Consider the following 13,026-nt stretch of genomic DNA (forward strand, 5'->3'; position numbering starts at 1 on the left):
AAATCTATCTTTGTTGGGTAATGCTCACTTCCTTTTGTTACAGAATATGCAGGCTGCCATTAAAAGTAAATAAATAGCATGTGCTATCGTATTTACAATACTTTAGTTCAGCTCTCTGGTCAGCCGTTGCAGCAAATCCAGCCTATGCTTGGAAATTTCGCCTTGTTCTGTGGCATTGATGATCGCACAGTTCGGTTCGACGCAATGCGAACAGTTATGGAACCGACACTGGCCGATATGACGGCGCATCTCCGGAAAATAGCGAGTTAAATCCTGTGATTTCAGGTGTTTCAAGCCAAATTCCTGCAGGCCCGGGGAGTCTATCAGATGACTGTCCTCGTCCAGATGGTATAGGGTGGCATGGGTAGTGGTATGGCGGCCGGAATCCAGCGCTTCCGAGATGTCGCCGATGCGAGCGTTGGCATCCGGCAGCAAAGCGTTGGTCAGCGTGGATTTTCCCATGCCGGACTGACCGACCAGCACGCTGGTATGGCCGCTGAGCAAGGGTTTCAGCGGTGAAAAATCTTGTTTGGCCGACAATGTGACAAGCTGATAGCCAAGATTTACATAGAGTTGCAATTTTTCCAGCAATGCGGCGGTTTCCGGCAGGTCGCTTTTATTGACCACGATGACCGGGTCGATGTCGCCGGCTTCCGCTGCGATAAGGCAGCGCCCCAGCAGTTCCTCGCTGGGAGAGGGCACGGCGGCGATCACGAACAGGATGCGGGTGACGTTGGCGGCGATGACCTTGGTTTTCCAGTCGTCCTGGCGATAGAGCAAGCTGCGACGTTCGTGCGAGCGCTCGATTACAGCCTGTTCGCGGTTCTGAATCAGGATGTCGACGATGTCGCCGCAGGCGTAGTCGACACGTTTGCCGCGGGTGGTGCAATCGAAAATCTGGCCATCCGCTTCCACGATGAAGCGCCGCCCGTGGCTGCGGATGATTTGTCCGGTACAGGCTGTCATGGGCGGCGCAACAGAGCTTCGGTTTTGGCCGCGCAGATGAAGTCGTTCAGGGTCAGACCCCCGGCATCGTGGGTGCTGAAATGCACCACCGCGCGGTTGTAATGCACGGACATGTCCGGATGATGGTCTTCCTGGTGGGCGATCCAGGCCAGCGCGTTCACGAATGCCATGGTTTCGTGATAGTTGGCGAAGCGGAAGGTCTTGCCCAGTTCGATGCCGTCGATTTGCCAATCCGGCAGCGTGGACAGCAACTGTTTGACGGTGTTGTCGGCCAGCGGACTCTGGCCGTGTTGGGGCGTGCAGGACAGCTCCAGCAGATTCATGCTTGATTTCCTTTCAGGTGTTGGATGCGCAGCGCGGCGGGCGGGTGCGAATCGTAGAAGGCGGAGTGGATCGGATCTGGCGTCAAAGTTGCTCCGTTGTCTCGGAACAGCTTGACCAGCGCGCAGATCAAATCGTCCGCCCGGGTTTGTTCGGAGGCGAAATCATCGGCTTCGTATTCATGCTTGCGCGACGAGCGGCTGGAGAGCGGCGTCAGAGGGAAAGTGAACGCAGGAGTTGCCAGCACGAACAGCAGCAGGGCCATCGCCGTGCCGGGCGTAGCGACGCCTAGCCCGGCGTAAAACCAGGGGGCGTGCAGGAGTTGGCCAAGCAGGGCAAGGAAAAGCAGGGACAGCGAAAAAGCCACCGCTATGCGTTTGGAAATGTGGTGGCGTTTGTAGTGGCCGAGCTCGTGCGCCAGCACCGCCTCGATTTCGTCGTGGCTCAGTTTTTCCAGCAGCGTGTCGTAGAACACAATCCGTTTGCCAGCGCCGAATCCGGTGAAGTAGGCGTTGCTGTGGCTAGAGCGGCGCGAGCCGTCCATCACGTAGATGCCGTTGCTGCGAAAGCCGGTTCGACTGAGCAGGGCATCTATCCGCGCCTTGAGCGCTTCATCTTGCAGAGGCCAAAACTTGTTGTACAGCGGCGCGATCAATATCGGGAACAGCACCAATCCCAGCAGTTGCACCGCGCACAGCACCAGCCATACCCATAGCCACCATGACGGTCCCGCGATATTCATCAGCCACAACACGATGGCCAGCACGGGAAGGCCGATGGCGATCGACAGGCCGATGCCCTTCAGTTGATCCAGCAGATACAGGCCCGGCGTCATTTTGTTGAAGCCGAAACGGACTTCGATCCCGAATGTGCCATACAGAGAAAATGGCAGTGAGATCAGGCTGCTGATCATGGCGAACAGAACGATCAGCGCCATGCCCGAAAGCAGCGGATTGGCGAACCATTGCATGCTGAGGATAGCAAGCCATTGCAGTCCGCCGCCGAAAGTGAAGGCCGCGATCAGGGCGGTGTCCACCCAGGCGGACAGCAGGCCCAACCGGGTTTTGGCGATGGTGTAGTCGGCGGCATGCCGGTGTTGTTCCAGCGTGATGCTGTCGCGAAAGGCGTCAGGCACCCGATCGCGGCGCTGGGCGATATGGCGGATGTGGCGCCAGCCTAACCATAACTTCAGGCATAGCGTCAACGACAGCGCTGCGGCGAACAGCAGGGAGAAAGCCTCGGTCATGAGCATCCGTTTGGAGTTTGCCGACGACGCGGCAATGAAGGAAAATGGCAGGGTTTTCTAAAGATTGACTAGTATGGCACAAGATACCAATAACCTCATCTGGCTCGACATGGAGATGACGGGACTGAATCCGGATCAGGACCGCATCATCGAGGTGGCGATGATCGTCACTGATAGCAATCTTAACGTGGTGGCCGAGTCCCCGGTGCTGGTCATTCACCAGCCGGACGCCACGCTGGACGCCATGGACGACTGGAATAAAAACACCCATGGCAAGAGCGGCCTGATCGAAAAAGTGAAGAACTCCGCGATCAGCGAAGCCGAGGCGGAGCAAGTGCTGCTGGACTTCATGATGCAATATGTCCCAGAGCGAGCCACGCCGATGTGCGGCAACACCATTCACCAAGATCGTCGATTCATGGCGCGCTGGATGCCGCGTCTGGAAGCTTACTTCCATTATCGCAATCTGGACGTATCCACGCTGAAGGAGCTGTGCAAGCGCTGGCGGCCGGAAATCGCCAAAGGCGTAGTCAAGCGCGGCAAGCATGAAGCGCTGGCGGACATTCTGGAGTCGATTGAGGAAATGCGCTATTACCGCGAACACTTTTTGAAGGTGTAAGCATCTTCGCGCGGGGGCCGGCCGACGCGCCGGCTTTTTTACATGCATCGATATTCCATTGGCAGATACCATGGCCGCACACCGCCACATCGACATCAACTCCACTCAGATCTGGGCCAAGCTGCACCAGCATCAGCGCGCGACCCGCCACATGCACATGCGGGAGCTGTTCGCGCTGGACCCTCATCGTTTTCAGCGCTTCTCGCTGGAGCTGGACGGACTGCTGCTCGATTATTCGAAAAACCGCGTGACCGAGCGCACGCTAGAGCTGTTGTTCGAGCTGGCGCAGAAGGCGGATCTCCGGGGGTGGATGGATAGAATGCGGCGCGGCGAGCGCATCAACGTCAGCGAGGACAGGGCTGTGCTGCATACTGCGTTGCGCCTGCCGAAAGGGACGTCGCTGCGGGTGGATGGGCGGGATGTGGCGGCGGATGTACACAAGGTGCTGTCCAGACTCAAGGATTTCAGCGAGCAAGTGAGGGACGGCCGCTGGAAAGGTTTCTCGGGGCAGCGAATCCGCAATGTGGTCAACCTGGGCATAGGCGGCTCCGATCTGGGGCCGCTGGTGGCGACCGACGCGTTGGCGGCCTACGCGCATCCAGAGCTGAGCGTGCACTTTGTTTCCAATGTGGATGGACAGCATCTGGCGCGCACGCTGGGCAAGCTGGATCCGGCGACGACGCTGTTCATCGTCGCCTCCAAATCCTTTACCACGCCGGAGACCTTGCTTAACGCCCAGGCCGCGCGCGAATGGTTTCTGCGGAAGGGACGCGAGGGTGACATCGCCAGGCATTTCGTCGCGGTGTCCACCAACGATGCCGCGGTGAGCGCCTTTGGCATCGATACCCGCCACATGTTCGGCTTTTGGGACTGGGTGGGCGGCCGTTACTCGGTGTGGTCGGCAATCGGCTTGTCGGTGATGCTGGCCATAGGCTACGACAACTTCCGCGCCTTCCTCGACGGCGGCCATGCGATGGATCGCCACTTTTTCGAAGCCCCGTTCGAGGCCAATATGCCGGTGCTGCTGGCATTGATAGGCATCTGGTACAACACATTCTACCGGGCGCATACTCATGCCATCATGCCTTACGATCATGGGCTCAGGCGTTTGCCGGCCCATATCCAGCAGTTGGACATGGAGTCCAACGGCAAGCGGGTGGGGCGGTTGGGCGAAGCGCTGGATTTCGACACCGGGCCTGTGATCTGGGGCGAGGAGGGCGCCAACAGCCAGCACGCGTTTTTCCAGTTGCTGCATCAGGGCACCCGCTTGGTGCCGTGCGACTTCATTCTTCCGTTGAACAGCCACTATCCGCTGGGCAATCAGCATGATGTATTGGTCGCCAATTGCCTGGCGCAGACGGAGGCGCTGATGCGCGGCAAAAACGAGGCGGAGGCGATCCAGGAACTGGGCCATCTCTCCGGCGAGCAGCTGGACATGTTGCTGCCGCAGAAACTATTTCCCGGCAATCAGCCGTCCAACACGCTGGCGCTGGACAAAGTGACGCCGTACAGCATGGGCATGCTGATGGCCCTGTACGAACACAAGGTGTTCGTACAGGGTGTGATTTGGGGCATCAACTCCTTCGACCAGTGGGGCGTGGAGTATGGCAAGCAGCTGGCCAAACGCATTCTGCCGGAGTTGTCCGGCGGCACCGGCGCGCTGGCTCACGACAGCTCCACCAATGGCCTGATACAACACTACAGGGAACGTCATGGCAAATAGCAGACAACTGGCGGCCGATTTGGGAAAGGCCTTGCAGGCTCGAGGCGAAAGCGTCGCCACTGCGGAATCCTGCACCGGCGGCATGATCGCGGCGGCCATCACCGATGTCGCAGGCAGCTCGGGCTGGTTCAGCCACGGCGTTGTCAGTTACGGCAATCAGGCAAAACAACAGCTGCTGGGCGTGCAGGCGACGTCGCTGATGGACCATGGCGCCGTTAGCGAGCGCGTGGTGCGCGAAATGGCAGCCGGCGCGCAGGGCTTGGCCGGGGCGGACTGGGCCGTGGCGGTATCAGGCATCGCCGGTCCGGATGGCGGCTCGCCGGAGAAGCCGGTGGGGTTGGTTTGGCTGGCCATCGCCCACCCGGGCGGACAGACCGAGGCCTGGAGCCGGCAATTCGGCGGCAATCGGCAGTCCGTGCGCGAGCAAACTGTGGCGGAGGCGCTGACTCGGCTGATCGAGCGCGTGCTCGGCCATGCCGCGCAAGTGTGACCCGGAGGGGGATTCAATGGAGTTGTACGCCTTCCCCGCGCTGGCGATTCTGTTTGTGGGCATGTTTACCCGCGAAGTCATCGCGCCGGCGTCGAAAAACCGCTGCGACCGCCGTTGGCTGCTGCTGGCCAGCCTGCTGGGCGCGAGCACCGTCATGGTCACGCTGGCGCTGGGTTATCTATTCGCAGTCCAGATTGAGCGCGCGGCGGTGATTTCAGCCGCCCGCGATTGGCCGGATGCGGCCGTAGGCGCGGCCAGCTTTTTGCTGACCAGTTTCGTTTTCTACTGGTGGCATCGGGCGACCCACGCGTCGGACCTGCTGTGGCGCCTGTTTCATCAATTGCACCACAGTCCCAGGAGAGTGGAGGCGTTGACGGCATTTTACGCCCATCCGCTGGATGCGGCGGCGGCGGTGCTGATCAGCGCCTTCTCCAGCTACTTGGCACTGGGCGCATCGCCGGTCGCTGCGGCTTGGGCCTTGTTCTTCACCAGCGGTTTCGATTTGTTCCTGCATGGGGATGTGAGGACGCCGCGTTGGTTGGGCTATTTCATCCAGCGGCCCGAAATGCATACCGTTCACCATGCCCGCGGCCATCATGCGCAGAATTACGGCTTGCCGATATGGGACTGGCTGTTCGGCACCTGGAGCAATCCAGAGCATAGAGCCGAGCGGCTTGGGTTCGATGACGAAAAGGCCGACGATATCCATGCGATGCTGCTATGTCGGGACGTGCACAAGAGCGGTGGCTGATGCGTCACTCGGCCTCGTCGTCGGGTTTCGCGTCCTTGCGCGCGCGCGGGTGCGCGCCGTCGTAAACCTTGGCAAGGTGCTGGAAGTCCAGTGCGGTGTAAATCTGGGTGCTGGACAGGTTGGCATGGCCCAACAGCTCCTGCACCGCGCGCAAGTCTCCTGATGATTGCAGCAGGTGAGAGGCGAAGGAGTGCCGGAGCATGTGGGGGTGGACGTGCTGGCTGGCCCCGGTTTTGATCGCCCAGTCCCGTAAACGTTTTTCCACTTGGCGCCCCCCCAGGCGCCGGCCGTGCCGCCCCAGAAACAAAGCGTTTTCCGACGAAGGCGCCACGCGCAGGCGAAGCCAGTCGCGCAGGCGAGCCATCGCCTCGGCGCCGATGGGCGCCAGCCTCTCTTTGCTTCCCTTGCCGCGGATGCGCAACAAGTTATCGGAAAAGTCGATATCGTCCAGATTGAGAGACACGGCTTCGGATAGCCGCAGCCCGCAACTATAGATCAACTCGTAAATCGCGCGGTCGCGAGCATCCAGCTCGCTGTCGCCGTCTATCCGATCCAGCAGCGCCGCCGCGCCGTCTACAGGCAGGGCCTTGGGCAGCAGCTTGTCTCGCTTGGGCGCGCGCAGTCCGCTTGAAGGATCGTCCTCCCGCAGCGCGTTGCGCTGCAGCCAGCGGTAGAGCTGCCGCCAGGAAGACAGCCTCCTGGCCAGGCTGCGGCTGTTCTGGCCTTGCGCGTGCAGCTTGGCCAGCGCTTTGCGCAAATCTGTCGACGTCGCTTGGCGCGGAGGTTTTCCCAGCAGCGCCGCCAATCGCTCGATGTCGGCGCGATAGGCGGCGAGCGTGTGCGGGCTTCGGCCGGAGACTGCGAGATGATCCAGGAAGAGGCGAAGCGAATCGTCCATCTCAGTTCCGGCGCAGCCGCGCCATCTGCATCAGGCGCTCGAATAATTGCAGATCCTGCTCGTTCTTGAGCAGGGCGCCGGCAAGCGGCGGCGGCGCGTTGCGCTCGTGGAGGCTGGCCAGCTCTTCCGCGCCTACGTTTTCGCCTGATAGCAGCTTCAACCAGTCCAGCAGCTCCGAGGTGGTGGGTTTTTTCTTCAGGCCGGGCAGCTCCCGGATCGAGAAGAACACTTCCAGCGCCTGGCGAACCAGCTGTTGCTGGATGTCCGGAAAGTGGACATCGATGATGCTTTGCATCGTTTCCGCGTCGGGAAAACGAATGTAGTGGAAGAAGCAACGACGCAGGAAAGCGTCCGGCAATTCCTTTTCGTTGTTGGAAGTGATGATGATGATGGGGCGCTGTCTGGCGCGCACGAACTGCTGGGTTTCGTGGACGAAGAATTCCATTTGATCCAGTTCGCGCAGCAGATCGTTGGGAAACTCTATGTCAGCCTTGTCGATTTCGTCTATCAGCAGCACTGGCGCGGAATCCGCCTCGAAAGCCTGCCACAACTTGCCTTTCACGATGTAGTTGGCGATATCGTGAACTTTGGCGTCGCCCAGCTGCGAGTCGCGCAGACGAGAGACGGCGTCGTATTCGTACAGGCCGTGCTGGGCCTTGGTTGTGGACTTGATCGGCCAGACGATCAGCTCGCGCCCCAGGCTGGCGGCGACCTCCTCGGCCAGCATGGTCTTGCCGGTGCCGGGCTCGCCCTTGATCAGCAGCGGTCGGCGCAGGGTAATGGAGGCATTGACGGCCAGCATCAAGTCCTCGGTGGCGATATAGCGTTCAGTGCCAGTAAAGCGAGTGTTCATTATTTATATAGTCTGGATGGCGTGAATGGGGGGGGCGAAGCGGCCGATCAGACGGCCGCGCGGGCTTAACGGGCGAATTCCCTTTCCAGGTCTTCCAGCGTGATGTCCCAGCTTTTCATCATGTAGCTGAGCAGGGCCATTTCGCTGTCGCTGATCGTCCCGTCGGCTTTGCTGATGTCCATCGCCAGCACGCAGGCGAGGATGCGCTTGCGGCGGTCGCTGACTTCGGCCAGTAGATTGTCTATGCGTTCGCGCTCCAGCAGCTTGATGGAGCCATCGTCGGAGGCCTCGTCCGAGATGTCGTCGCAGAAGTCGCGCAACACTTGGGCGAATTGTTTGCGTGGCAGGCTGATCAGGTGATAGACGTGCAGTTTTTCCAGAAGCTCCAGTTCGCGGGGGTCCATATTGCCATCCGCGATCATGAACATGGAGAGCAGCCTGGCAATCGCCTCCGGGCTGTTTGGCGAATAGTTTCTCATGGCGCGATTCCTTCTTGCTATTGACAGAGCCTGGCCGAAAACGATTCCGGCATGCGGGCGGTTTGGCGCGCGTGATAATCGAAGAACACGATGCCCGTTTTCAATCTTGCCACTTCTTTGCCGCCGTTGTCATCGGTCACTTGATAAATGAAATCCAAGCCTTTGTCGTGGATGTTGGCAATGCCGATTCGAATCCTCAACACGTCGCCATGAAAGGCCTCCGCGCTATAGCGAATGGCCGCGTCGGAGACGACGATGCCCACTCCGTCGATATTCAACTCATCGACATAACCCCATTCCCGGAGCAGGCGCAACCTGGCCTCCTGGGCCATTCTCAACAGAGCATCGTTGGCGAGATGATTCGCGTAATTGATGTCCCCGATGCGGATTTCCAGTCGGGCTTCGTAGAGGATGCGACCGGGCGCTTCTATTTGGATTCTGGCCATGTCGTATACTGAGTCGTGGGGAATGATGATGCGACCTTTATGTCAAAGCTACCTAAGCTGTGTCAAATTCGGATGCGGCTGGCTTTGATAGACTGGAGGCGCAAGCCAAAACCATAGAGGAGCTGAACGTCATGTATCAAAAGATATTCGTACCGGTCGATGATAGCGACACTTCCAACATGGCATTGGACGAAGCGTGCAAGCTGGCGAAGGCTTTCGGCTCGACTCTCAGGCTTGCGCATGTGGTGGATCTGGCGCAGTTCGGCTGGGGCGGAACCGAGTTCCTGGACGCCACCGAGTTGCAGAAATCCATCAAGCAGGCGGGGGAGCAAGTGTTGAGCCAGGCGGGCGAAAGGGCTCGGGCGCTTAGCGTGACGCCTGAATGCAAGATACTGGAGAGCTGGGGCGACAAGATCGCCGCCGTATTGTCGGATGAGGCCAATGCCTGGGGCGCGGACCTGATCGTGATGGGGACGCATGGGCTGGGAGGCTTGATGCATTTGCTGATGGGCAGTGTCGCCGAGGGCGTGCTGAAGGTGGCGGACATGCCGGTGCTGCTGGTGCGCAATCCGGGAGACTGATGAGGCGGGCTGCCCATTGAGGGCTGCTGAAATGAAAAAAGCCAGCCAAGGGATGCCAAGGCTGGCTTTTCTTGTGGCTGGAATCAGCTGGCCGCCGCTTCGGCGCCGCCCTCCTGAGCCTCGATCTTGGTACGCACGGCCTTGCGCAGGCTCTTGTACAGATCAGGGTGGGTTTCCTTCAGGTACTCCACGATTTCGAAGTCTTCGCGGCGCACCTTGGACAGGTCGATCTGCTCGACATGCACCAGGCGCAACAGTTCACGCACAGGCTTCGGCATGTTGCGGCCGCTTTCGTAGCGGGAGCCGCCGGACTGGGTAACACCGATTCGGCTCCAGAACTCTTGCTGGTTCAGGCCAAGCTTGCGGCGGATTTCCCGGGGATTCGGGATCTTTTCAAACAGTTTCATGAGTGTTCCTCTCGTATCTGAAACAAATGGTTCTAGTATTTTTTTAGGACTTCGCCCTGCCCATTAAAAATAGCAAAAAAAACCCAACAGGAATATTTTTGATGCAGGGAATTTAGTGAAGTTCCATGAATTTGAAAATTCAGTTTTGCTAATGTTAGCGGATTCTTATCGTTAGGGACAATGTTGACAGCATGCTCGACTGTGCATAAGCGAAAAAGTGTCGCAAATTTGCAATTGTCCTAGCGGAATGCATATAGAAGGGGAGGGGTGGCGAGCCCGACCCCCGGCACTTGCACTAAATAACTGTGGCTGCTTCCTTCCGGACCTGACCAGGTTCGCTACCGTGCAATGCGGGGAGGCCCGCCATAGAGAGGAAGAATTCTATCCAAGCCTTTGCTATTTGACAAGCATTTTTACAAGTTTTTTGCCAGGGCAGAACTTGGAGGGGAGGCGGCATGGCGAATGGCTATTGCCTGCCGCGGAGAGGCGGTGCAGACTCGAAAGCTGACCTCTCCCGATATGCCAAGCGCCATGACTGCCACGACCGTTGATTTGCTTGCCGAGTTGATTCGCTTCGACACTACCAGCCGCCATTCCAATTTGAAGCTGATTGCCTGGGTGCAGGACTATCTTTCCCGTTTTGGCCTGAGTTGCCGCTTGACTTACAACGAAGATGGCAGCAAGGCCAACTTGTTTTGCCGCATCGGCCGCGAAGATCTTGCCATGATTGTGTTGTCGGGGCATAGCGATGTCGTGCCGGTGGGTGGCCAGGACTGGACCTATCCGCCATTCGAACTGACCGATGGCGACGATGGCAGACTGTATGGCCGCGGCAGCGCAGACATGAAGGGCTTCATCGCCTGCGTACTGGCCAAGGTGCCCGACTTTGTCGAGTTGGCCAAGTCGGACAGCTTGAAGCAGGCCATTGGCATCGCCCTGTCTTACGATGAGGAAGTGGGGTGCCTGGGCGCGGGAAGGCTGATAGAGGACTTGGTCTCGCAAGGCGCCAGGGTGGCGGGGTGCCTGGTAGGGGAGCCGACATCAATGAAGCCGGTGATCGCGCACAAGGGCATCGCTCATTATCGTTGCCGAATCAGGGGGAGGGCCGCTCACTCTTCGCTGACGCCGCTGGGCGTCAATGCCATTGAGTACGCGGCGAAGTTGATCACGCATATTCGGAAGCTAGCCGATGCCGAAGCCTCTTTCGGTCACCGCCAGCCTTTGTATGACGTGCCCTTCACTACCATGCAAACTGGTTTGATCACAGGGGGCGTGGCGTGCAACATTGTTCCGGCCGATTGTGAATTCATGTTCGAATGCCGCTGGCTGCCGGGAGACGATCCCCAGAGGCTGGTCGCGTCGGTGACGGATTACGCGGCCAGTTTGCTGGTCGAGATGCGCGCGGTGGCGGATGAGGCCGCGATCGATATCGAACGCGTGGTGCATAGCCCCGCATTCGAGGCTGAGCCGGACTCGGATATCAGTCGCTATGTGAGCTGTCTTTGCCATTGCGAAGGGCGGGGCGTCGCCTACACTACGGAAGCGGGCTTGTTCAGCGAAGCCGGCATGCCTTGCGTGGTGCTGGGTCCGGGATCGATAGAGCAGGCGCATCGACCGGATGAATTCATAGAAATTGCCCAGTTGCAGGCTTGCCATGATTGGCTTGGGCTATTGACTAACAACTTAATCAAATAACTGTCAGAAATGCTTTGCATCCATAAGCGATAGGCGGCAAAATCCTGCCCCTAGCAACGAAGGTCAATTGAGCCCGCCCGGAGACCTCCGCGCGGGCTCGCTTTATTGGGATTCAGAAAAACAATGAGTCAGAACAAGTCGGAAACGGGTGGAGAGCCTAAGGCGCGGGATGGTTTCACCTCCAGCTTTGGCGTGTTGGCGGCGACGCTGGGTTCTGCGGTAGGGCTGGGCAATATCTGGAAGTTTCCCTACCTGACCGGCACCAATGGCGGTGCCGGTTTCCTGGTGGTGTACGTAATGGCCACGCTGGTGGTTGGCCTGCCGGTGATGATTTCGGAAATCATGCTGGGCCGCAAAGCCAAGCGCGATGCGGTGACATCGCTGGTCAAGCTGGCGCCGACGGGGCAGCCTTGGTGGCTGGTGGGCGCTTTCGGCGTTCTCGCCGCCTTCCTGATCATGGCTTTTTATTCTGAAGTGGCCGCATGGGTCTTCGCCTACATCTTCAAGGCGATAGGGGGCGATATCCTGTCGCGCGATCCCAAGGTGACATCGGACGCGTTCAACGCCCTGATTTCCGACCCTGTGCAGTCGCTATTGTGGCAATGGCTGGTCTTGGCGCTGATTGGCGGCATTCTGTTGCTGGGGGTGTCCAAGGGAATTGAAGCGGTAACCAAGAAGCTGATGCCGCTGCTGTTCGTGCTGCTGGTGGTGATAGGCGCGCGCAGCTTGATGCTGCCCGGCGCCGGCGAAGGCCTGGCCTTCCTGTTCGCGCCTGACTTTTCCAAGATCAGCGCCGCAGTGGTGTTGACCGCGATGGGGCTGGCCTTCTTCAAACTGTCCATCGGCATGGGAACCATGATCACTTACGGCAGCTACTTCCGCGATGATCAGAATATTCCCGCCACCGCGTTCCGCGTGATGTGTGCCGACCTGTTCGTCTCCCTGCTGGCTGGCATCGCGATTTTCTCGGCGGTGTTTGCCTTTGGTTTTCAGCCGGCGGCCGGCCCTTCGCTGTTGTTCATCACCATTCCCGCCGTATTCGCCAGCATGCCGCTGGGGCATGCTTTCATGGTGGTGTTCTTTGTTTTGACCGCCATTGCGGCTACCGGAGCCATGCTGTCCATTCTCGAAGTGCCGGTATCGGTGTTGAGCGAGCGATTCAGCATCAGCAGGGTAAAGGCGACCGTGATCAATTTGCTGTTGTTGGCGCTGGTAGGCGCGGGGTGCGCGTTGTCCAACAGCCTGACAGCCGATTTCAAGGTTTTCGGCATGACGCTGTTCGATCTATTCGACTTCGTCACGTCCAATGTATTGATGCCGCTGGGAGGGATCTGCCTGTGCCTGTTCACTGCATGGGTGTGGGGCTACGACCGGTTCCGCGACGCTTTGAGCAACGGCGAAAAGTTGAACAACGAGCGCGTGTTGAAGCCGTTGTTCTTCGTGCTTCGCTTCGTATCGCCGCTGCTGATCCTTTATGTGATGCTCAAGGGGCTGAAGGTCATCTGAAACAATGAAAGGGCCGGACAATTCGTCCGGCCTTTTTTGCATGCC

Annotated in this window: 15 protein-coding genes and 1 other RNA gene; 7 read left to right on the top strand and 9 right to left on the bottom strand. The window is 58.9% G+C overall.

All coding sequences use genetic code 11. The features are described 5' to 3' along the window. Positions 1-102: 102 nt before the first annotated feature. The 3 genes from rsgA to DK842_RS19150 are packed head-to-tail and all read right to left on the bottom strand — an operon-like array spanning position 103 to position 2,533. Positions 103-966, bottom strand: a complete 864-nt coding sequence (gene rsgA, locus DK842_RS19140; protein WP_114062886.1) for a ribosome small subunit-dependent GTPase A — start codon at positions 964-966, stop codon at positions 103-105. Next, on the bottom strand, positions 963-1,289 hold the full coding sequence (locus tag DK842_RS19145; protein WP_114062887.1) for a 4a-hydroxytetrahydrobiopterin dehydratase: 327 nt from the start codon (positions 1,287-1,289) through the stop codon (positions 963-965). The genes rsgA and DK842_RS19145 overlap by 4 nt, the downstream gene beginning before the upstream one ends. Continuing rightward, the gene (locus DK842_RS19150; protein ID WP_114063816.1) at positions 1,286-2,533 is read right to left on the bottom strand and encodes a M48 family metallopeptidase; all 1,248 of its coding nucleotides are present in this window, start codon (positions 2,531-2,533) and stop codon (positions 1,286-1,288) included. Before DK842_RS19150 ends, DK842_RS19145 begins: the two co-directional genes overlap by 4 nt. Positions 2,534-2,606: 73 nt before the next feature. On the opposite strand from DK842_RS19150, the gene orn reads away from it, so the two are divergent. From orn to DK842_RS19170, 4 genes are all read left to right on the top strand, one after another. Beyond that, a complete protein-coding gene (orn, locus tag DK842_RS19155) occupies positions 2,607-3,152 on the top strand; it encodes an oligoribonuclease (protein ID WP_114062888.1) in 546 nt (181 codons plus the stop codon). A gap of 70 nt (positions 3,153-3,222) precedes the next feature. Next, on the top strand, positions 3,223-4,875 hold the full coding sequence (gene pgi / locus DK842_RS19160; RefSeq protein ID WP_114062889.1) for a glucose-6-phosphate isomerase: 1,653 nt from the start codon (positions 3,223-3,225) through the stop codon (positions 4,873-4,875). Next, positions 4,865-5,365: a CinA family protein gene (locus DK842_RS19165; protein WP_114062890.1), complete on the top strand. Its 501-nt coding sequence runs from the start codon at positions 4,865-4,867 to the stop codon at positions 5,363-5,365. The genes pgi and DK842_RS19165 overlap by 11 nt, the downstream gene beginning before the upstream one ends. 16 nt (positions 5,366-5,381) lie before the next feature. Then, complete coding sequence (locus DK842_RS19170; RefSeq protein ID WP_114062891.1) at positions 5,382-6,116, top strand: sterol desaturase family protein; 735 nt, start codon at positions 5,382-5,384, stop codon at positions 6,114-6,116. A 4-nt stretch (positions 6,117-6,120) separates the two neighbouring features. On the opposite strand, the gene xerC is transcribed toward DK842_RS19170, so the two are convergent. The 4 genes from xerC to DK842_RS19190 all read right to left on the bottom strand — a co-directional run bounded on the left by xerC (position 6,121) and on the right by DK842_RS19190 (position 8,792). Further along, complete coding sequence (gene xerC, locus DK842_RS19175; protein ID WP_114062892.1) at positions 6,121-7,014, bottom strand: tyrosine recombinase XerC; 894 nt, start codon at positions 7,012-7,014, stop codon at positions 6,121-6,123. A 1-nt stretch (position 7,015) separates the two neighbouring features. Beyond that, the gene (locus DK842_RS19180; protein WP_114062893.1) at positions 7,016-7,867 is read right to left on the bottom strand and encodes an AAA family ATPase; all 852 of its coding nucleotides are present in this window, start codon (positions 7,865-7,867) and stop codon (positions 7,016-7,018) included. Between the two features lie 65 nt (positions 7,868-7,932). Further along, positions 7,933-8,346, bottom strand: coding sequence for a TerB family tellurite resistance protein (locus DK842_RS19185; RefSeq protein ID WP_114062894.1), 414 nt, complete (start codon positions 8,344-8,346; stop codon positions 7,933-7,935). Positions 8,347-8,363: 17 nt separating this feature from the next. After that, the gene (locus DK842_RS19190) at positions 8,364-8,792 is read right to left on the bottom strand and encodes a thioesterase family protein (RefSeq protein ID WP_114062895.1); all 429 of its coding nucleotides are present in this window, start codon (positions 8,790-8,792) and stop codon (positions 8,364-8,366) included. A 131-nt stretch (positions 8,793-8,923) separates the two neighbouring features. Between DK842_RS19190 and DK842_RS19195 the strand changes: the two genes are divergently transcribed. Then, on the top strand, positions 8,924-9,373 hold the full coding sequence (locus DK842_RS19195; protein ID WP_114062896.1) for a universal stress protein: 450 nt from the start codon (positions 8,924-8,926) through the stop codon (positions 9,371-9,373). Between the two features lie 83 nt (positions 9,374-9,456). On the opposite strand, the gene DK842_RS19200 is transcribed toward DK842_RS19195, so the two are convergent. Together DK842_RS19200 and ffs are read right to left on the bottom strand one after the other, a co-directional pair. After that, the gene (locus DK842_RS19200) at positions 9,457-9,780 is read right to left on the bottom strand and encodes a helix-turn-helix domain-containing protein (protein WP_021476219.1); all 324 of its coding nucleotides are present in this window, start codon (positions 9,778-9,780) and stop codon (positions 9,457-9,459) included. 266 nt (positions 9,781-10,046) lie between these two features. Continuing rightward, positions 10,047-10,145: signal recognition particle sRNA small type (gene ffs, locus DK842_RS19205), an RNA gene on the bottom strand. A 166-nt stretch (positions 10,146-10,311) separates the two neighbouring features. Between ffs and argE the strand changes: the two genes are divergently transcribed. Continuing rightward, on the top strand, positions 10,312-11,475 hold the full coding sequence (gene argE, locus DK842_RS19210) for an acetylornithine deacetylase (RefSeq protein WP_198414580.1): 1,164 nt from the start codon (positions 10,312-10,314) through the stop codon (positions 11,473-11,475). Positions 11,476-11,598: 123 nt separating this feature from the next. After that, positions 11,599-12,981: a sodium-dependent transporter gene (locus DK842_RS19215; protein WP_114062897.1), complete on the top strand. Its 1,383-nt coding sequence runs from the start codon at positions 11,599-11,601 to the stop codon at positions 12,979-12,981. Positions 12,982-13,026: the final 45 nt, after the last annotated feature.

This window comes from Chromobacterium phragmitis (assembly GCF_003325475.1).
Lineage (GTDB): Bacteria > Pseudomonadota > Gammaproteobacteria > Burkholderiales > Chromobacteriaceae > Chromobacterium > Chromobacterium phragmitis.

Excerpts from the sequence above, each read along its gene's own strand:
- rsgA (WP_114062886.1), bottom strand. The coding sequence starts at position 966 with ATGACAGCCTGTACCGGACAAATCATCCGCAGCCACGGGCGGCGCTTC.
- DK842_RS19145 (WP_114062887.1), bottom strand. The coding sequence starts at position 1,289 with ATGAATCTGCTGGAGCTGTCCTGCACGCCCCAACACGGCCAGAGTCCG.
- DK842_RS19150 (WP_114063816.1), bottom strand. The coding sequence starts at position 2,533 with ATGACCGAGGCTTTCTCCCTGCTGTTCGCCGCAGCGCTGTCGTTGACG.
- orn (WP_114062888.1), top strand. The coding sequence starts at position 2,607 with ATGGCACAAGATACCAATAACCTCATCTGGCTCGACATGGAGATGACG.
- pgi (WP_114062889.1), top strand. The coding sequence starts at position 3,223 with ATGGCCGCACACCGCCACATCGACATCAACTCCACTCAGATCTGGGCC.
- DK842_RS19165 (WP_114062890.1), top strand. The coding sequence starts at position 4,865 with ATGGCAAATAGCAGACAACTGGCGGCCGATTTGGGAAAGGCCTTGCAG.
- DK842_RS19170 (WP_114062891.1), top strand. The coding sequence starts at position 5,382 with ATGGAGTTGTACGCCTTCCCCGCGCTGGCGATTCTGTTTGTGGGCATG.
- xerC (WP_114062892.1), bottom strand. The coding sequence starts at position 7,014 with ATGGACGATTCGCTTCGCCTCTTCCTGGATCATCTCGCAGTCTCCGGC.
- DK842_RS19180 (WP_114062893.1), bottom strand. The coding sequence starts at position 7,867 with ATGAACACTCGCTTTACTGGCACTGAACGCTATATCGCCACCGAGGAC.
- DK842_RS19185 (WP_114062894.1), bottom strand. The coding sequence starts at position 8,346 with ATGAGAAACTATTCGCCAAACAGCCCGGAGGCGATTGCCAGGCTGCTC.
- DK842_RS19190 (WP_114062895.1), bottom strand. The coding sequence starts at position 8,792 with ATGGCCAGAATCCAAATAGAAGCGCCCGGTCGCATCCTCTACGAAGCC.
- DK842_RS19195 (WP_114062896.1), top strand. The coding sequence starts at position 8,924 with ATGTATCAAAAGATATTCGTACCGGTCGATGATAGCGACACTTCCAAC.
- DK842_RS19200 (WP_021476219.1), bottom strand. The coding sequence starts at position 9,780 with ATGAAACTGTTTGAAAAGATCCCGAATCCCCGGGAAATCCGCCGCAAG.
- argE (WP_198414580.1), top strand. The coding sequence starts at position 10,312 with ATGACTGCCACGACCGTTGATTTGCTTGCCGAGTTGATTCGCTTCGAC.
- DK842_RS19215 (WP_114062897.1), top strand. The coding sequence starts at position 11,599 with ATGAGTCAGAACAAGTCGGAAACGGGTGGAGAGCCTAAGGCGCGGGAT.